Source organism: Streptomyces sichuanensis (genome assembly GCF_020328095.1).
Classification (GTDB): Bacteria; Actinomycetota; Actinomycetes; order Streptomycetales; family Streptomycetaceae; genus Streptomyces; species Streptomyces cinnamoneus.
This window is the reverse complement of the sequence record NZ_JAIXMK010000015.1, coordinates 44,970-62,727: the sequence shown is the minus strand read 5'-3', so window position 1 is coordinate 62,727 and position 17,758 is coordinate 44,970. Positions and strand designations below refer to the sequence as shown.

Sequence of the window (17,758 nt, the reverse complement as noted above, 5' to 3'; positions counted from 1 at the left end):
TATTGATACATATCGGTTGGCAAGGGAAACCGGGGGAACGGGACCGTGAAGTCGGCTCGCACATGGGGCACCACCGTCAGCGCACGCGTACCAGGGGGCCGGGACGGGCGCCGGATGCTGGGGGTGGCCCTGGTCGACAGGGTCGGCAACGGCCTCTGGGCCGCCACCTCGGTCCTGTACTTCACCTACGTCTGTCACCTCGGCGTGGCCGAGGTCGGCACCCTGGTCGCCACCGCGGGCATCGCCGGCATCGCGGGGGCCCCGATCGGCGGCCGTCTGGCCGACCGTCTGCCGCCCACCCGCGTCCTCGCCGCCTTCCAGCTCCTGCGCGCGGCCACCGCCGTGGGCCTCCTCGTCACGAGCGACTACGCGGCGCTGCTGCTCTGTTCGGCGGCCGGCGGCTTCGGCGACCGTGCCGCGAGCGTCCTCACCAAGCTCTACGGCGCGCGCATCGCCGGGCCCGAGCGGGTCCGCTACCAGGCCGTCAACCGGACCGTCGCCAACGTCGGCTGGGCCGTCGGCGGCCTCGGCGCGGCGGCCGCCCTCGGCATCGGCACGACCTCCGTCTACCGGTACCTGCTCGTCGGCGACGGCCTCTCCTTCGTCGCTGCCGCCCTCATCACCCTGCGCTGCGCGGAAGCCTCCGCACCCGCCCGCACCGTCACCACCGGCGCGGCCCCCAGGCCCACCGAGGCGCAGGCCGGCCCTTGGCGCGACCGCACCTACCTGGCGTACGTGGTCACCGAATGCGTGCTGTTCTTCGACGACGCCGTCTTCCGGGTCGGTCTGCCGCTGTGGGCCGTCCGCGCCACCGACGCCCCGCACGGCCTCGTCCCCCTGCTGCTCGTCCTCAACAGCGTGCTGGTCGTCGGGCTGCAGGTCCCCCTCGCACGGTTCGGCGCGACGACCGCCAAGGCCCGCGCCCTCCTCGTCCCCCTCTGCGTCGCCTTCGCCGCGGCCGGCATCGCCATGGCGGCCTCCGCCGCGCACGGCGCCGTCTTCGCCGCGGTCTTCCTCATCCTCGGGGCGATCGGTTTCACCCTCGCCGAAATGCTCCACGCCACAGTCTCCTGGGAGCTCTCCGTGGCCCTGGCTCCCGAGACCGCCCAGGGCGCGTACCTCGGCGTGCACGGCCTCGCCCAGGCGACCCAGCGCGCGGCGGGCCCGATGGTGGTGACCGCGGCCATCGCCGCCGGCCCCCTCGGCTGGGCGGCCTTCGGCACCGTCATCGCCGCCACCTGCCTGATCCAGCACCGCCTGGTACGGGACCGGCTGGGACGTCCTCCGGCCGCCGCGGCGGAAGCGGCGACGGCCACGCCTGCCACGGCGGGCGGAAGCTGAGCCCCGGCCCCTTCGAGGCTTCGGTACCTCGGTGCCTCAACGCCTCGGCGCCTGTGGGGTGATGCACGTCACTGGCCAGGGCGTCACGGTTCCGGGTTGCGCGGTGTCTACACGGTGAGCCTGATTCGCGGAGGAGGGAGACGGGCATGCGAGGTGGAGGGTGAGCGAGGGAGAGGTCTTCGCCGAGTGCCGGCCGCTGCTGTTCACGATCGCCTACGAGATCCTCGGGAGCGCCGCCGACGCCGAGGACGTGGTGCAGGACAGCTACCTCCGGTGGCACGGGACGAAGGACAAGGACGTCGGGCATCCGCGCGCCTATCTGGTGCGCACGGTCACGCGGCAGGCGCTGAACCACCTGCGCTCGGCACAGCGGCGCCGGGAGGACTACGTCGGGCCCTGGCTTCCCGAGCCGGTCCGCACCGGGCCGGACGTGAGCGAGGACGTCGTGCTGGCGGAGTCGGTGTCCATGGCGATGCTGCTGGTCCTGGAGACGCTGAGCCCGGACGAGCGCGCGGTGTTCGTGCTGCGCGAGGTGTTCGGCTACTCGCATCGTGAGGTCGCCGACCTGGTCGGCAAGACCGAGACCACGGCACGCCAGATCGCACACCGCGCACGCGAGCACGTGCGGGCGCGGCGCAGGCGCTTCACCCACGACCCGCGCACGGCGGAGGAGATCGTCGGCCGGTTCCTGCGCGCGGCCGGCAGCGGCGACGTCACGGCACTGATGAACCTGATGGCGCCGGGCGTGGTCCACGTCTCCGACGGCGGGGGCCGGGTCAGTGCCGCCCGCCGCCCGGTCCGGGGGCGCGAGCACGTGGCACGGTTCGTCGCCGGGGTCGCCAGGACCAGCGGGCTCGGCGCCCAGGCGGAGTTCGCCAGCTACAACGCCCTGCCCGCGCTGCTGGTCCGTTCGGGCGACCGGCTCGACCACGTGCTGGTCTTCGAGATCACCGGCTCCCTGATCCACCGCCTGTACGCCGTACGCAACCCCGACAAGCTGGGCGCGGCCGTCGATCCGCGCCCCTTGGCCAGGAGGGACGAGACATGGAAACCCTGACGGTGCGACGTGTCATCGCAGCGCCGGTCGCCGACGTCTTCGCGTGGTGCTCCACGACCACCAACTACACCCGCTCCCCTTTCGTCCTCAAGGCGCGGTTGGCCCGGCCGGGTGCGGGCGCACCCTACGGGGTGGGTGCCGTCCGGGTGCACACATGGGTGATCGGCTGGTTCCGGGAACGGATCACGGCCTACAACCCGCCGTACGACTTCGACTACACCGTCGACCGCAGCTTCCCGCCGGCCCGGCACGAGCTCGGCCGCATGACCTTCACGGAAGTCGCCGAAGGCACGCTCGTCGAGTGGACGACCACCTTCCAGGTCCCGCTCCCCTTCGGCGCGGCCCTCACCCGCGTGGTCGCCAAGCCCGTCATCGGCCACGTCTTCGGAAAGATCCTCGACGCCGCCGACACGGCACTCACCACCACCCCGGCCGGCCTGCCCCGGTCATGAGGAGGCACGTCCGGGTCCCCGGCCGGGGACCCGGACACCGGCCCTTACCCTCGTGGCCCTACTTCCACGGTTCGTTGAACGACCGGCCGGGGACCGGCTTGGCGATGAGGGCTATGGCAATGAAGAAGTTGACCTGCCCGATCGCGATCGTCAGCGTGGCCAGCGCCTTGGGGTCGTAGTGCTCGGACACCTGGGCGTACAGCTCGTCGGACACCCTCTCGCCGTGCGCGGAGGGCTGGAGCACGGCTTCCACCAGGGCCAGCGCCGCGCGCTCGGCGGCGGTGAAGTACGGCGCGTCCTGCCAGGACGCCACCGCGGTGATCCGCTCCTCCGACTCCCCGGCCTTGCGCAGGAATCCGGTGTGCAGGACGGTCAGGTAGGTGTTGCCGACGATCTGGCCGGCCCGCAGCTGCACCAGACTGATCGTGGTCCGCGGCACCGAGCGGTTGCCGGTGGCCTTGAACAGCGCCGCCGACACCTCCGCCAGCTCGGGCACGAGCTCCAGCGGGTCCTCGGACATCCGCGGACCCGTCGGAACCTCCGCAGTGATCGAACGCGTTTCCATCGTCGTGTCCCTTCGTGCTTTCCGTTGCTGTCACTCCCCTGACGGATCGCGCCGGGGACATGTGACCGATGGGCGGGGTTCGCGTGGGGTGACGTGGATCACGGGGTCCATACGCCCGTGGCGGCCTCACTGGCGACTGGCGGGCCGCACGGTCGACGAGACGACGGCCGGCGGCGGATCGGATCTGCTGATCACCGCCGGGTACCGGATCGGCGGCGAGCTCTGCGGGCCGCTGTTGCACTTGCTGCCCGCCATCACGGTCGTACGGCCGGAGGAGGGCGTCTCTCGGGCCGGGTCAGGAGGCGCCGGTTCGTACGGCGGTGACGGCCACCGTCGTGTAGCCCATCGTGAAGCTGCCGCCCATCGCGTCGATGGCGGCCCCGACGCCCTGCAGCACCTCCTGCAGCTTGTCGGGCGGGAGCCGGGTGAAGATCGCCTGGGTGGGCATCTGCTCCAGCCACGCGTCCCGCGTGCAGGACCGTTCCCAGTCGAACCGCCACTGCTCCGGTTCGCCGTATCCGCCCGCCGCCCGGATGCCGTCGGCGGCCTTCGCGAACAGCGCCTGATATCCGCTCAGGGTTTCCTTCATGATCGCCTCGAAGTCGAACGGCGCCTCGGGCAGGGCCCGTCGGCACACGTCGGCGACGGACTGCGCCAGGCCGGGCGGCAACCGGAAGGCGTTCCAGAACGGTGCCAGCAGGCCGCCGGGGCGCAGCACCCGCGCGGCCTTGACCGCTCCGGCAACCGGGTCGATCCAGTGCCACGCCTGCCCGGCGACGACCGCGTCGAATGCACGGCCGTCCGGTTCCCAGTCCTCGAACGTCGCGACGTCGACCTCGCCGCCGGACTGCTGTGCCAGGCCGGCCATCCGCGCGTCGGGCTCGACGCCGAGCACGCGGCAACCGGCCGCCTGGAACTGGCGGGCGGCGATTCCGGTCCCGGAGCCGACGTCGAGGACGTCCAGGCCGGGGCGGCCGGCGACGATCCGGTCGATCAACGAGTCGGGGTACCGGGGCCGGGCGCGGTCGTAGCGTTCGGCGTCCGTGCCGAACGACTGGGCCGTCTCGCGGTGTTGATGGGGCTGGCGCTCGGAGAGCCGTGGCGGTTCCGGCGGTATGGTGGGCATGCGCCCACTATTAGTGGGCGCATGCCCACTCGTCAACGGGCGGGCCGGTGGAATCGAGGGAGGACCCGCGGTGCCCACAGGGGTAGCCATCCGCGACGCACGCGCGCAGTTGTTCCAGGCCGCCGAGCGCGTCCTGCTCCGGGACGGGCCGAACGCGCTCACCAGCCGGGCCGTCACCACGGAGGCGGGCTGCGCCAAGGGCGTCCTGCACCGGCACTTCGCCGACTTCGACGCCTTCCTCGCCGAGCTCGTGCGGGAGCACATCGCAGGGATCGACGCCCGGGCCACCGCCCTGCGCGACGCCGCCGGCACCGGCACCGTCGCCGGCAACCTCACCGGCGCGCTGACCGGGCTGTTCGGGTCGGTCGCCGTGGCGATCGTCGCGCTCATCACCTCCCGGGACGAGCTGCGCACCCGGCTGCGCCGGACCACGCCGACCGGCGTTCCGATGCTGACGGAGGCTTCGGGCGCGCTCGCCTCCTACCTCACCGCGGAACGCGAGCTGGGCCGTATCGCAGCGGACGCCGACGTCGACACGCTCGCCCCCACCCTGATCGGCGCCACGCACCTGCTGTTCGCCGACCGGGACGGCACCCGGCCGGACGCCGGGGCCGTCCACAAGATCGTGACCGCGGTCATCGCCGGGGTCGCACAGGAACCACCGCGGTAGACGAAAAGGCCCGGTTCAGTCGGTGTCGGTGGCGGCCAGTACGGCGATGCGGCGGCCGTCCGGGGCGAGCGCCACGATGCCGTAGTCGTTGATCTCGTTGTGGAACCACTCGGAGTCCGCCTCGAAGCGCATCCACGTACAGGCCGACGCCTGTTCCTCGACCTCGGCGGGGCCTGCGCCGGGCTGCGCGCCGGCGAGCCCCGCGAGGGACCACCACGCGGACAGCCGGCCGTAGGCGCCGTACACCCCCGGTCCGTACACCCCTGCGCCCGAGGCGGTGGCGAAGAGCACGCGCCACACCTCCCCGAGGGAACACGGTGCGAAGACGAAACGGTGCTCCGCCCCCAGGCCCTCGAGGCACTCCATCGGCAGTGACGCCACGACACCCGGCAGTTCCTCCGGGGTGACGGGCCGCTCGGTGGTGAAGACGCCCACGTCGTGAGCACCCCAGTTGCCCTGCTCCGGGGGCCCTGTGATCGCCTCGGCCAGGCGCACGGTCGTGACGTCGGCCACCGGGTGGGCGGCCCCTGCGCCACGGGCGGCGGCATCGAGTGCAACGGGCGAGGACATCCTCGGGCAGCCGATACCGGCTCCGCCGTTGTAGCTGCGGCTGGGGAAGGGGGCGCCGTGTTCCATGTCGGCGAGCTTGTCGGGCAGCCAGGCCAGGCCACCCCACGGGGCACAGAAGTGGATGTTGTGCGAGCGCCGGCGGATCTCGTCCGCGTCCACGCCGCGCAGCAGCAGTTCGTGGAACAGGCAGGCACGCAGCTCGTCCCACAGGGCGCCGCCGTCGTCGGACAGGACGGGCAGCAGGTCCTCCAGGGTCTGCGCCTCGGCGAGCAGGGAGGCCAGGAAGCGCGGCCCCGACTGCGTGCCGGCGTCTGTTGCCCCTGCCTCGCGGTACACGTGCAGCAGCTGCTTGACGAACTGCCGGCCCGGCGTGAGCGCCAGGGCCCGCAAGACCTGCGTCAGGCGGTGGTCCAGGTTGCGGAGCCGCTTGTGCAGCACTGCGCGCTCCCGCACCAGCGCGTCACCGAACTCCGTGAGCCGGGCCGCGTCGCCGGCCCGCCCCCAGACCTCGGCGGCATCCCACGGGACCTGGTCTATCTCCGCGGCGTCCACTCTCCGCTCCCCCATTCTGTCGGGATCATGTCGCCCACATGATCCACCACCCGTCGTACATCACCTTGCGAACCTAGGGTCCCTAGGTTTACCCTAGGGACCCTAGGAGAGCTGGAGGGCAGACGCATGGCACGGGCAGGACTGACCGCGGAGCGGGTGACGATCGCGGCCGCCGAGTTGGCGGACGAGGCCGGGCTCGACCAGGTGACCATGGCGCGGGTGGCGCGGCGACTCGGCGTGAAGGACGCGAGCCTCTACACGCACGTCCGCAACCTGGAGGACCTGCGCGGGCGGATCGCGTTGCTGGCGGCGGACGAAAAGACGCTCCGCATCGCGGAGGCGACCGCCGGACGGGCGGGCAAGGACGCGCTGGTCGCGTACGCGAACGCCTGGCGGGAGTACGCCCACCGGCATCCCGGCCGCTACACGGCCACGCAGACCCCGATTCGGATCGACCCCGGGCTGGCCGCAGATGCGCCCGGACCACGGCGCGCGATCGAGCTGACCTACGGCATGCTGCGCGGCTACGGACTGGCCGAGCCCGACCTGACCGACGCCGTCCGGTTGCTGCGCAGCACGTTCCACGGGTTCGTCGCCCTGGAGGCCGCGGGAGGGTTCGCGCACAAGCGTTCGCCGCAGGACTCCTGGGTGCGCGCCCTCGACGCCCTGCACACCCTGCTGGAGCACTGGCCTCCGTCCCGAGAAGGAGAATCCTCATGACCGCCCCGACCACCGGCACCCTGCGCACGGACGGCGCGACCCTGCACTACGAGGTGCGCGGCCAGGGCCCGCTCCTGCTGCTGGTCCCCGGCGGGGCGGGGGGCGCGGCCGCCTTCGACGGCATCGCCGACGACCTGGCCGCCGAGTACACGGTCGCGACCTACGACCCGCGCGGGATGTCCCGGAGCACGCTCGACGACCCCGAGGCGGAGCAGCACGTGGCCGAGCACGCCGACGACGCGTTCCGGATACTGGAACTGCTCTCGCCCCACGAGCCCGCCCGGGTGTTCGGCACCAGCTCGGGCGCGATAACCGCCCTGCACCTGCTCACCGACCGTCCCGACCGCATCGAACGCCTGGTGGCCCACGAGCCGCCGGTGGTGGAGGTGCTGCCGGACGCCCCCGAGCATCGCGCGCTCATCGCACGCGTGCAGGAGACGCTGCGCGCAGAGGGGCTGATGCCGGCGATGGCCGTGTTCGCCGCGGGGCTGAAGAAGGAGGGCGACACCACCGGGCCGAAGGCCCCCGCCACGCTTCCCCCGCAGGCGGCGGCGCGGGCCGAGCAGACGATGGCCAACCTGCCGTACTTCGTCGGGCGCATCGTGCCCCGCTTCATGGCCTACGCCCCGGACGCCCAGCGGCTGAAGGCGCTGTCGGACCGGCTCGTCCTGGCCTGCGGCCAGGACTCACGCGGCGAGCTGCCCTACCGTGCGGCCGCCTTCCTGGCCGAGCGTCTGGGCATGGACCTCCTGCACTTCCCCGGCGGGCACACCGGACTGACCACGCATCCCGCCGCATTCGGCGCACTCCTGAAGAAGTCGTTCCGGGCCTAGATCCGAGGCGCGCCGCTTCGGTGACGAAGCGGCGCGCGTCGGCACGGCTAGGACGTGTCTCCTTGACGGGTTGCCAGTTGATCAGCCGCATTTGTGGTCGGTGATCGATGTGGTGTGGGACGGATCGCACCCTCGTACGGGCGGGCCAGGCATCGACGCACCGGCCTTTCAAGATGACCGTGGTGGGTTCAGTGGTGCTCGGTCGCTCGCCTGCCTGTCTGGCGCAGGGCAACATAGATCAGGATGGCGAACGCAGCTATGGCAGTGCAGGTACGGGCATCGTTGAACAGTTCCCAGCGGCGCAAAATCTCCGGATGGTCGGCTGGCGGCGCGGTGGCGGCCCACTGCTTGATGCGGCCGTTGATCGGGACATTGCCGAACCGGGTGATCAGGAAGGACGCGACGGTCAAGAGCCCTGCCGTGGCTGTGAGGACTCGGGTCCGCTCGCGTGTGAGGGCGGCCAGGGCGAGGGAGCTGAGGGCCGAGACCGCCATGGCCGCCTGCATGGTGATCCCGTTCATTTTCATCAGCTCGGTGTGGAAGTCGAGTCTCATGTCGATCGGCACGGAGTTGAAGGTCGGGACGAGGTTGGCGGCGCCGTAGCTGAAGGCTCCGGCGAGCAGACCAGTGGACAGCAGGGACACGCCCAGGAGGAGCCGGGTACGCATATGGTTCATGCTTCCTTGGTGGGTCGGGTGAAACGACTGCACGGCTCACCTCGGAGCCGGCCTTCCGGCAGCCTGCGGCCGTAGGCCAGCAGCAGGAGGTCCTGGGCGACGCCGTACACGGGCGAGCCAAAGCCGTACGACCAGTCGAGGTCCTCGGCGCACAGCCGCACTCCGTCGAGGCCGGCGCCGAAGAACTTCAGGCTGCTGGGCCGGATCTCGTCGAGCAGGATGCGCAGCCGGTTCGCCGGGACGCGCCGGTCGAGGCCGAGGGCGACGGTGATGTCCAGCCCGTGCACGACGTCGTGGCCGAGCGCCGCCGCGAGCCCGCCGACCGGTGGTGTCCAGGGGTGGTGGGCGTTGTCCCGCAGGAAGGCGGCGAGTGCGGTGGTGGAATGGGCGGCCGCATCCCTGCGCGCGACTCGATCGGTCATGCGGTGAAGGTTGCCGCGCGCCTTGACCAACTCGCCCAACGTCGCGGGCAAGGAGAGCCGGAAGCCCATCGACATGTGCGCCGCGACCTCGCGAACGCGCCACCCTGCGCACAGGCTCTGCTCGTTCCACTGGTCGGTTCGCAGAGTGTCGAGCAGGCCGGCCAGTTCTCGGCGTTCCCCCGCAATCGCTGCCCTGACCTCGGTGCTCTTCCCTTTGCGGGCTGTCGCGTTCTCCATGTGATCAAGCCTGCAGCCGATGGATCGATTGCACCAGTAGATAGTTCTGCTGCCACCTAGAATCATTGCTTATGGAGCTTCGTCAACTGCGCTACTTCGTTTGCGTCGTCGAGGAGGGCGGTTTCACCCGAGCCGCCGCCCGGCTGCATCTGGCCCAGCCCGGCCTCAGCGCCCAGATCCGCCAGCTGGAGAAGGAGCTGGGGCAGCCCCTGCTCGACCGCTCCGGCCGGTCGGTGACTCTGACCGAGGTAGGCCGGGCGGTCCTGCCGTACGCCCGCGCCGCACTGGCCGCTGCGGAGTCGGTGCAGCATACGGTGGATGCGTACACGGGGCTGCTGCGCGGCCGGGTCACGCTCGGGCTGGTCTCCGGCGCCACCGGCCACGCCTTCGACATCGCCGCTTTACTCGCGGACTTCCACGACGCCCACCCCTCAGTCGAGGTGGCACTCACCGAGGACACCACGGAGCGGATGCAGGCCGCGCTCCTGGCCGGCGAGCTGGATATCGCCGTCCTCGGGACAGCAGAGGAGGTGCCCCCGGCCGGAGCGGCCTTCCAGACGGTGATCGACGTCCCGCTGGTTGCCGCTGTCGCGCCTGGCGATCCGCTTCTCGACCGGGTCGACGGCACGAGCGTCCCTCTTGCCGATCTGCGCGATCGGCCGCTGATCTGCCTGCCGCGCGGCACCGGGGTGCGCGCGGCGCTCGAACGCGGCTGCGCGCAGGCAGGATTCCGGCCCCGGGTCACCTTCGAGGCGGCAGCCCCACGCGTGCTCGCACACTTCGCCGCGCGGGGCCTGGGCATTGCCGTGCTACCTGCCGGCGAGGACGACTCCACCCTTGACGAACAGCTTCGCACCCTGCGGATCGTCGGGCCCGAGATGCGTGCCCGCATCGTGCTCGCCTGGCAGGCCAACGGTCCTTCGAGCCCCGCGGCCCGGGTACTCCTCGACCGCCTGCGCAAAGCCATCCCCAAGCCGCCCGAGTTTTAGACGGCCTCTGTCCTTGGTCATCGTCGTGCCCAGATGAGGATGGTGGCGAGGTGGAATGCGGCCTGGTAGGCGAGGGCGAGTTTGTCGGTTCGCATGGCCAGGCCGCGCCACTGCTTGAGGCGGTTGATGCAGCGTTCGACGGCGTTCCGCTGCTTGTAGACCTCCGAATCGAAGCCCGGCGGACGGCCGCCCCGGCTGCCTCGCCGCAGACGGTGGCCGACTTGGTCGGCCGGCTGCGGGATGACCGCGCGTATACCTCGCCGTCGTAGATGCCCCCGGATTGCGCGGGAGGAGTAGGCCCGGTCTGCCAGGACGGCGAAGGGCCGGGTCCGGGGCCTGCCGGAGCCGGTTCGAGGCACGCGGATGCGAGCCATGACCGTCTCGAAGGCCGGAGCATCACCGGCGTGACCCGCGCTGACGGTCAAGGCCAGGGGCCTGGCGCGACTGTCCGCGACCAGGTGGACCTTGGTGCTCAGCCCGCCGCGAGAGCGTCCAAGTGCCTGATCGGCGGGATCAGGTCCGCCAGCTACCCCTTTTTTTCGTGCTCCGGCGGCGTGTTGGTGGGCCCGGACTACGGTGGAGTCCACCGATACCGTCCAGCCGATGTCATTGTCGGCGTCAGCTGCGGCCAGGACTGCGGAGAGGATCTTCGCCCAGGTGCCGTCGATGGCCCACCTGATCAGCCGTTTGTGGGGGGTGTGGAACGAGCCGAGCTCGTCGGGGAGATCCCGCCAGGGCGAGCAAGTGCGGTTTTTCCACGCGATGGCCTCGAGCGTGCGGCGGTGGTCGGCCCACCGCCGTCCGCGGACCGGATCGGCCGGCATCAGCGGCGCGATCCGGTCCCACATCGCATCAGTGATCACTAACCGGCCAGACACATCTCATCAACTGACCAGCCCATCAGAGAGACACCTCCTAGCCCAGGGCGAGAGCCTTGACGCCCGACAGGATGGGGACGAGCTGGTAGTTGCCGTCCCCGGCACCACAGGACACCTGCGAATCGGCGGTGTTGGAGACGTTCGTCCCCGCCGCGAACCGCCCGTCACTGCTCGTCACCACCGTGCTGAAGTGGTTGCTCGCAGAGGACGAGTAGTACATGCACTGGTGCAGGTTCGCGTAGCTTCCCGAGGTCAGGTCCAGCGCCTTGACGCCCGACAGGATCGGGACGAGCTGATAGTTGCCGTCCCCGGCACCACAGGACACCTGCGAATCGGCGGTGTTGGAGACGTTCGTCCCCGCCGCGAACCGCCCGTCACTGCTCGTCACCACCGTCGTGAAGTGATTCGTCGCGGAGGACGAGTAGTACACGCACTGGTGGAGGTTCAAATAGCGGCCTGAGGCGAGGTTCAATGCCTTGACGCCCGACAGAATCGGTACGACCTGGTAGTTCCCGTCACCCGCACCGCAGGACACCTGCGAGTCCGCGGTCCCGGAGACGTTCGTCCCCGCCGCGAACCGCCCGTCACTGCTCGTCACCACCGTGCTGAAGTGATTGGTGGCCGACGACGAGTAGTACATGCACTGGTGCAGGTTCAGGTAGCCCGAAGCAGCGGCCCGCGCCTGCGGCGGCTGCGGTGCGGCAGGGGCGGGCGCCGCCATTCCCACGAAGGCACACGCGCCCATCGCAGCGGCGACCGCCGGCCTCCACACGCGTCTGATCATCGATCGCATCATTCCCGGGTCCTCCCCAAGGTCCGTGCGACGCGGACACCCCGGCCCGCGACGGAACAACACCAGGAGACCACCGACATCCGCCCACGGGTAACGGGGTGAACACAACAGCCATCCCATCAAGCGACGAGTCGACCAACCTTGCGCATGTCCTTGCATGTACAACAGAATCCTGACTGAGGGCCGGGGAGCCCGCTCGGCCCCGGCCCGACGTTTGTCTGCCCTCGCCACCGCCCTCGTCAGTAGCCGACCGTGAAGCGGCGTTGGATGTGGCGGGGGTTTTCGATTTCGTCGAGCAGGGCCACGGCCAGGTCCTGGGTGGAGATGTCGCCGGCGCCCTCCTCGTGGGGGAGCACCTGGTCGCCGCCCGAGCGGTAGTGGCCCGTGCGTTCGCCGGGTCGGATGCGGCCGGCCGAGGGGCTGAGGTAGGTCCAGTTGCGGTCCGACAGGCGGCACAGGTCCAGGACCTCGGCGTGGGCGAGTACGACCTTGCGGTACGCGGCGGGGACGTGCAGAACGTCCGTCAGGACGCGGGCGAATCCCTCCTCGTCGTCCAGGAGCCGTACGCCCGGCGCCGACTCCAGGCTGCCACCGCCGCCGACCACGACGAGCCGGGTCGCGGGGTGGCGCTCCAATGCCTTCAGGAGCGCGCGGGCCGTGGCCGGCAGCACGTCGGCGTGCGCGATCTGATCGGCGATGTCACCGCCGGGGGCGATGGCGTTCACGACGACGTCCAGTCCGGCGACGGCCCGGGACGCGCCCTCCGGGTCACCGGCGTCGGCAACCCGCCACGTTGCGCCGCCGCGGTCCGCCGGCACGCGCGCGGCGTCCCGTGTGACGGCGGTGACCGCGTGACCGCGGCGCAGCCCCTCCGCCACGACCGCCCGGCCGATGAGACCGGTGGCACCCAGCACTCCGATGTCCATGGGAATCCCCTCCTTGATGGACACCGTGCAATTACTACACGGCGTTCAGTTTGCGTACGGCAGATAGTAACTCGGTGCCGTAGAGTGTCAACGGTGGGGAACGAGACGAGAAGCCGGCGGGAACGCCTGCGGGCCGAGACGGCCCGGGAGATCAAGACGATCGCGCTGAAGCTCATGGGCGAGGGCGGTCCGGACGCCATCTCCCTGCGGGCGATCGCGCGGGAGATGGGCATGACGGCGGGGGCCATCTACGGCTACTACGCCACGCGCGACGACCTGATCACCACGCTCATCGGCGAGGTGTACACCGACCTCGTCGACACCGTCGAGGCGGCGCGCGACGCCCGGCCCGCCGACGACGCCGCCGGCCGCGTGCTGGCCTGGGCCGAAGCGCTGCGGACGTGGGCGCTCGCCAACCCCCAGGGCTTCCGCCTCGTCTACGGCGATCCCGTGCCCGGCTACCGGCCTCCGGAAGGCGGCCCCGGAGCCGCGGCACGCGGCCGCGCCTGCGCCGGGCTCACCGCCCTGATCGCGGACGCCTGGCCGCGCGCCCGGGACGCCCACGGTCACGCCTCCTACCAGTGGTCCGACTTCGGCGAGGAGCTGGGCGCCCACGTCCGGGCCGAGCACCCCGAGCTGCCGCCCGAGGCGGTGGCGCTGGCCCTGCGCACCTGGGGACGGATGCACGGCCTGCTGGCGCTTGAGCTCTACGGTCACCTCTCCCCCGTCGCCCTCACTCCCGAAGTGCTCTACCGCGACGAGATGCGGGACCTGGTCCGGTCGCTGGGGCTGGTCCCGCCCGCCACCTGACCGCCGGCCCGTACCGGTCACCCCGTCAGCCGCGGCGGACGGCCAGGACAGTGCTGCGCACGACGGCTTCCTTGAAGGCCGCCGCGGTACGGCCGGTCAGCGCCGCGGCGCGCGGGCTGTCGTCGGCGCGGGTGAACTGGACGATGCCGTCGTGGCGGCCGAGGCTGATGTTGGTGAAGACGTACCTGATCCGGGCCGGCTCCGGTTCGCGGCCGGTCAGACGGGCGGTGATGACGTCGGCGACCTGACGTCCCATGGGCATGGCCGTCTGGCACGACATACGGGTGGTGCCGGCACCTCCGGTGTGCCCGGCGGCCGCGTCTCCCACCGCGTACACCTCGGGATGGGACACCGAGCGCAGGGTCTGATCGACCGTCATCCGGCCGTGCCCGTCCGTGGCGAACCCCGCCTCGCCCGCCAGGGAGGGAGCACGGAAGCCGGTGGCCCAGAGGACGGCGTCCGCGGTATACGGCGTGCCGTCGTCGGACAGCACGGCACAGGGATGGACTTCCGTGACGCGCGTGCCGGGGTGGGCGGTGACGCCCAACCGGCTGAGCGCGCGCTGCAGATGCCGTTGGGCACGCGGTGACAACCCGTCGCCGATGCCGGTGGCGGCGAACAGCGTCATCCGCAGGGCCGGGTAGGTCTCGGCAAGTTCGGCGACCGTCTCCAGGCCGGTGAGGCCGCCGCCGACCACGGCGACGGTGCTGCCGGGTGCGAGCCGGCTCACGTGGCGGTGCAGCCGTTCCGCCTCGCCCGCTCCGTCGAGCGTGTGGGCGTGTTCGGCCGCCCCCGGCACCGTGCCGAGGTGCGGCCGGCTGCCCAGGGCGACGACGAGCGTGTCGTAGCCGACCGAATGGGGTGCACGGTCGAGGTGGACCGTGCGGGCAGCGGCATCGGCCGCACACGCGCGGGCGTTGAGGAGTCCGATCGGTGTGCCGCGCAGCAGGTCCGGCAGGGGCAGCTCGTTCAGGCGTTGTCCGGCCGCGAGTTGGTGGAGCCGGACGCGCTCCACGAACCGGTCCCCGGCATTGATCAGCGTGATGGTGACGTCGCTGTGGCGCAGCCGTCGGGCTGCGCGCTTGGCGGCGACGAGACCGGCGTAGCCGGCTCCGAGAACGACGAGGTGGTGGCTCATGGCGTGACTCGCTCTACGTGGATTCGGTGGTTCGGGTGAGTTCCGGTGGGTTCCGGTGGGTTTCACTGCGTCGGCGTGCGTCAACGTGCGTCAGACCGGTGCGCGCGCCACCGCGAGCGCCCAGGCGACGTAGCCGAGGTTGACCACGAGCCGTGCGACCGCGCCCGCCGGTCGCTGCAGCAGACCGGGGCGTGTGGGATGCGCGCGCCGCAGGGCGTCGAGGTGCGGGACCAGGTAGACGGTGATGAGCCCGGCGGCCGCCCACCCCCCGGCCACCCGGGTGCGGGGCAGCAGGATCAGTACGGCCACCACGATCTCCACGGCTCCGCTGACGGCCACCAGCAGGGCGGCCGCGCCCAGCCAGGGCGGCACCAGGGAACGGAAGTACCCCGGTACCACCCAGTGCAGGACCCCGACGGCCATCAGGAACACCGCCAGCACGACGGCAGCGATAGCATGCATGGCGCGATGATCTCTTCGCCCCGCGCATGGACGCTTGAACAAAACGATCGCCGGCTCGTCTTCTCCACCGGCGCCGAGGCGACGTTGTTCGCCGAATCCGGTGGCTCCGGCGTCACCCGCCATCACCATCCGGCGTGGAAGGTCGTGCTGCCGGTCGGCGGTGACGTCCGGATCGGGCAGGCGGGCCGTCCACCGCTCTCCGCGGCGGGCCTGGTCGTACCGCCCCAACTCACCCACACCTGCGCCGTGGCGTCCCCGTACGCCGCCCTGTTCATCGACCCCTGGCGCCTGCGCGCCGGTACGGGGCTCGTACGGCTGGACGCCGACACGGTACGACGCCTGCTCGCGGCGCTCGGGCCCCATGACGCCGACGGACTCGGCACGGCGGCCGGCGACCTGGCGGCGGCCTGCAGCGAACTCTTCACCCTCACCGGAGCCGCGCCCGCGCCCCGCCTCGACGAGAGGGTGGCTCACGCCGTACGGACGGCCGGCCTTACCGGCCCTGACGGCACCATCGGCGAGCTGGCCGCCGAGGTCGGCCTGTCGCCGGCACGGCTCCGGGCGCTCGTCCGCGAGTCGGTGGGCATCCCCCTCGTCCGGCTGCGGCAGTGGGGGCGGCTGCGGAACGCGATCGCCGACCTGCCCCACACCTCGGTGGCCGCGGCGGCGGCTGCCGCAGGCTTCGCCGACCAGGCCCACCTGGCCCGCACGTCCCGCACCCTCCTCGGGCGCACACCCGCCTCCCTGGGCCGCGTCACCTGCGCAAGGTGAGCCGTCGCCGCCCTCGTCGATGCCCGCAGCACCGGTCTGTGGGACGGCGACGACTCATAGGTCCTGCCGGCCCGGCGGCGCCCACCGCCTACTTCACCGCGGCGCTTGCCAGGACCGCGTCGACCTCCCGCTGCGCGGGCGCCCCCGCGGGCTGGGCGAGGCCGAGGAGGAACGCCGAAGCGGTGGGACGTGCCGCGATGACGGTCATGCGGAGGTGGGCCGTTCCCTGCTTGCCCGCGTCCACCGCCAGGGTCACGGTGTGGGCGGGGCGGTCGCTCACCGTGGTCTCGCGGGAATCCTCAAGCGTCGTCCTGCTGTCCGGATAGAAGAACTCCGCGTTCGACCGGGCCGCACGCTCCGTCTGCCGCTTCAGCTCCGACTGCGGTACGGGCCCGCCCCGCCCGGCGAGCACGACGCCGCTTCCGTGACCGTCCCCGCCACCGTCGCCGTCGGAGTCCTTGTCCTTGTTCTTGCCCTTCGTCGCGATCGACGAGGTGAAGGCCCCGATCAGCCCCTTCTTCTCCTCGTGCCCCCAACCCTTGGGGATCGCGTAGGAAAGACCGGCCGTGCTGTCCGTCACGCGCGGCCGGCCCGCCAGCGGAGAACCGTCGTCGCGCAGCAACCACCACGCCGTGGCGGTGCCGCCGGACAGCGCCAGGACCAGCGCCGCGACCACACCGGTCACCGCCGCCCGGCGGTTGCGCGGGCGCCCGGCCGGAGGCACCGGGGGCACGGGCGGGTGGCCGGGGTGCGGGGGGTGGGGCGGCGGCGGGACGGCGAGGGGTGACGTGGTCATGGCCCCAGCCTCCCCGTTCGCCCCTTCCGCGCCCTGAGTGCTCCTACTCAGTCCGCCGTGATCCGCTACTCAGCTTCGCTGCCGTCGTCCCGGCGCCAGGCCGCGGCCGGGCGCGACTGGTACAGGGTGGCGTAGTAGTAGCCCGTCGTCTCCAGGCCGGTGGGGTCCAGGCCCGCGGCGCGCACCCTGGCCAGGACCCGTCGCTGCTCGTCGGCGTCGGTGAAGCGGCGCTGCCGGTAGGCACGGGCGTCCGCCCTGGTGACCAGCCCGTTTCGTCGCAGGGCGGCCACGACCGGCCGGTAGTCGACGGGGCGTACGGCGAACGCGGCCACCCAGGCGCCTCCACGGGCCGGTGCGCAGACGGCGTCGAAGGTGCGGGGGCCGATGTAGCTCAGGCCGCCGGTGACGGTGACCAGGCTCGCCGAGGCGAGCGCGTCGGCGAGGGACGCGCCGACGGGCGTCGTCTCCAGGTTCGCGGCGAAGGCCGCGTCCAGCAGGCCGACCGCCGCCGCGTAGGCCACGGCCCGGGGCGAGGCGTCGATGCCGACGATCCGCACCGCGTCGGCGCGACGGCGCTCCGCGTAGAACTCCTTGTCCTCGGCGATGAGTTCGCCCAGGGGCAGGCCGGCCGCGGCCGGGCCGGTGTAGCGGTCGTAGAGGTCCTGCAGGGTGACGTCGTGGTTGATGAGGGCGGCGTTGATGCCGTACGAGCAGCACAGGTCGACGACCGTGACCGGCGCGCCGGCGGGCTCGGCGCGGATCCGGTCGGCCAGGACGTCCCGGAAGACCGGCTGGGCGTGGTGGGGGATCTGATAGTGCAGCGGCGCGAGCCGGGCGAAGTACGCGCGCGGGTCGGCCCGGCCGTAGACGTCGTCGAAGCTGCTCTTGCCCCAGCGGCTCGACGCGCCCTCGGCGGTCTCGTCGCCCTCGTAGCCCGCGTCGCCCTCGTGGTCGCTCGTCATGCATCACCTCT

At 71.9% G+C, this 17,758-nt stretch carries 21 protein-coding genes; 9 read left to right on the top strand and 12 right to left on the bottom strand.

The annotated features are described in order from the left end of the window. Nucleotides 1-45 precede the first annotated feature (45 nt). The 3 genes from LE181_RS07585 to LE181_RS07575 all read left to right on the top strand — a co-directional run bounded on the left by LE181_RS07585 (nt 46) and on the right by LE181_RS07575 (nt 2,850). Nucleotides 46-1,341, top strand: a complete 1,296-nt coding sequence (locus LE181_RS07585) for an MFS transporter (protein WP_308103103.1) — start codon at nt 46-48, stop codon at nt 1,339-1,341. Between the two features lie 160 nt (nt 1,342-1,501). Beyond that, nucleotides 1,502-2,398, top strand: coding sequence for an RNA polymerase sigma-70 factor (locus LE181_RS07580; protein WP_225660405.1), 897 nt, complete (start codon nt 1,502-1,504; stop codon nt 2,396-2,398). Continuing rightward, nucleotides 2,386-2,850: an SRPBCC family protein gene (locus LE181_RS07575; protein ID WP_225660404.1), complete on the top strand. Its 465-nt coding sequence runs from the start codon at nt 2,386-2,388 to the stop codon at nt 2,848-2,850. The genes LE181_RS07580 and LE181_RS07575 overlap by 13 nt, the downstream gene beginning before the upstream one ends. Before the next feature lie 58 nt (nt 2,851-2,908). Here LE181_RS07575 and LE181_RS07570 read toward each other — a convergent pair whose 3' ends face one another. Further along, nucleotides 2,909-3,415 (bottom strand): carboxymuconolactone decarboxylase family protein, encoded by a 507-nt coding sequence (locus LE181_RS07570; RefSeq protein WP_225660403.1) that lies wholly within the window; start codon nt 3,413-3,415, stop codon nt 2,909-2,911. 295 nt (nt 3,416-3,710) lie between these two features. Further along, a complete protein-coding gene (locus LE181_RS07565) occupies nt 3,711-4,541 on the bottom strand; it encodes a class I SAM-dependent methyltransferase (RefSeq protein ID WP_225660402.1) in 831 nt (276 codons plus the stop codon). Between the two features lie 70 nt (nt 4,542-4,611). Between LE181_RS07565 and LE181_RS07560 the strand changes: the two genes are divergently transcribed. Then, complete coding sequence (locus tag LE181_RS07560; RefSeq protein ID WP_225660400.1) at nt 4,612-5,211, top strand: TetR/AcrR family transcriptional regulator; 600 nt, start codon at nt 4,612-4,614, stop codon at nt 5,209-5,211. Nucleotides 5,212-5,226: 15 nt separating this feature from the next. Here the strand turns inward: LE181_RS07560 and LE181_RS07555 are convergent, their stop codons facing one another. Next, nucleotides 5,227-6,348, bottom strand: a complete 1,122-nt coding sequence (locus LE181_RS07555; protein WP_225660399.1) for a DUF6183 family protein — start codon at nt 6,346-6,348, stop codon at nt 5,227-5,229. A gap of 111 nt (nt 6,349-6,459) precedes the next feature. Between LE181_RS07555 and LE181_RS07550 the strand changes: the two genes are divergently transcribed. Continuing rightward, on the top strand, nt 6,460-7,053 hold the full coding sequence (locus LE181_RS07550; RefSeq protein WP_225660398.1) for a TetR/AcrR family transcriptional regulator: 594 nt from the start codon (nt 6,460-6,462) through the stop codon (nt 7,051-7,053). Next, nucleotides 7,050-7,886, top strand: coding sequence for an alpha/beta hydrolase (locus LE181_RS07545; protein WP_225660396.1), 837 nt, complete (start codon nt 7,050-7,052; stop codon nt 7,884-7,886). Before LE181_RS07550 ends, LE181_RS07545 begins: the two co-directional genes overlap by 4 nt. 188 nt (nt 7,887-8,074) lie before the next feature. On the opposite strand, the gene LE181_RS07540 is transcribed toward LE181_RS07545, so the two are convergent. Beyond that, nucleotides 8,075-8,563 carry an anthrone oxygenase family protein gene (locus LE181_RS07540; RefSeq protein WP_225660395.1) on the bottom strand — a complete coding sequence of 163 codons (489 nt, stop codon included), beginning with the start codon at nt 8,561-8,563 and terminating at the stop codon, nt 8,075-8,077. Continuing rightward, nucleotides 8,560-9,222 carry a maleylpyruvate isomerase family mycothiol-dependent enzyme gene (locus tag LE181_RS07535; RefSeq protein ID WP_225660394.1) on the bottom strand — a complete coding sequence of 221 codons (663 nt, stop codon included), beginning with the start codon at nt 9,220-9,222 and terminating at the stop codon, nt 8,560-8,562. Before LE181_RS07535 ends, LE181_RS07540 begins: the two co-directional genes overlap by 4 nt. A gap of 71 nt (nt 9,223-9,293) precedes the next feature. On the opposite strand from LE181_RS07535, the gene LE181_RS07530 reads away from it, so the two are divergent. Beyond that, nucleotides 9,294-10,211: a LysR family transcriptional regulator gene (locus LE181_RS07530; protein WP_225660393.1), complete on the top strand. Its 918-nt coding sequence runs from the start codon at nt 9,294-9,296 to the stop codon at nt 10,209-10,211. A 17-nt stretch (nt 10,212-10,228) separates the two neighbouring features. On the opposite strand, the gene LE181_RS07525 is transcribed toward LE181_RS07530, so the two are convergent. The 3 genes from LE181_RS07525 to LE181_RS07515 form a co-directional block, all read right to left on the bottom strand. Further along, nucleotides 10,229-11,089 (bottom strand): IS5 family transposase, encoded by an 861-nt coding sequence (locus LE181_RS07525; protein ID WP_225660392.1) that lies wholly within the window; start codon nt 11,087-11,089, stop codon nt 10,229-10,231. 37 nt (nt 11,090-11,126) lie between these two features. Further along, nucleotides 11,127-11,873: a hypothetical protein gene (locus LE181_RS07520; protein ID WP_225660391.1), complete on the bottom strand. Its 747-nt coding sequence runs from the start codon at nt 11,871-11,873 to the stop codon at nt 11,127-11,129. 248 nt (nt 11,874-12,121) lie between these two features. After that, nucleotides 12,122-12,808, bottom strand: a complete 687-nt coding sequence (locus LE181_RS07515) for an NAD(P)-dependent oxidoreductase (protein ID WP_225660390.1) — start codon at nt 12,806-12,808, stop codon at nt 12,122-12,124. Nucleotides 12,809-12,901: 93 nt separating this feature from the next. Between LE181_RS07515 and LE181_RS07510 the strand changes: the two genes are divergently transcribed. Next, entirely contained in the window at nt 12,902-13,618 is a 717-nt protein-coding gene (locus LE181_RS07510) for a TetR/AcrR family transcriptional regulator (protein WP_225660389.1), read from the top strand. Nucleotides 13,619-13,643: 25 nt separating this feature from the next. Here LE181_RS07510 and LE181_RS07505 read toward each other — a convergent pair whose 3' ends face one another. Both LE181_RS07505 and LE181_RS07500 read right to left on the bottom strand, forming a co-directional pair. Then, nucleotides 13,644-14,756, bottom strand: coding sequence for an NAD(P)/FAD-dependent oxidoreductase (locus LE181_RS07505; protein ID WP_225660387.1), 1,113 nt, complete (start codon nt 14,754-14,756; stop codon nt 13,644-13,646). A 90-nt stretch (nt 14,757-14,846) separates the two neighbouring features. Continuing rightward, entirely contained in the window at nt 14,847-15,218 is a 372-nt protein-coding gene (locus tag LE181_RS07500) for a DoxX family protein (RefSeq protein ID WP_225660386.1), read from the bottom strand. Between the two features lie 6 nt (nt 15,219-15,224). Between LE181_RS07500 and LE181_RS07495 the strand changes: the two genes are divergently transcribed. Beyond that, nucleotides 15,225-15,989: a helix-turn-helix domain-containing protein gene (locus LE181_RS07495; protein WP_225660385.1), complete on the top strand. Its 765-nt coding sequence runs from the start codon at nt 15,225-15,227 to the stop codon at nt 15,987-15,989. A gap of 88 nt (nt 15,990-16,077) precedes the next feature. Here the strand turns inward: LE181_RS07495 and LE181_RS07490 are convergent, their stop codons facing one another. Both LE181_RS07490 and LE181_RS07485 read right to left on the bottom strand, forming a co-directional pair. Continuing rightward, nucleotides 16,078-16,785 carry a hypothetical protein gene (locus tag LE181_RS07490; RefSeq protein ID WP_225660384.1) on the bottom strand — a complete coding sequence of 236 codons (708 nt, stop codon included), beginning with the start codon at nt 16,783-16,785 and terminating at the stop codon, nt 16,078-16,080. 65 nt (nt 16,786-16,850) lie between these two features. Continuing rightward, entirely contained in the window at nt 16,851-17,747 is an 897-nt protein-coding gene (locus LE181_RS07485) for a hypothetical protein (protein ID WP_225660383.1), read from the bottom strand. Nucleotides 17,748-17,758 lie beyond the last annotated feature (11 nt).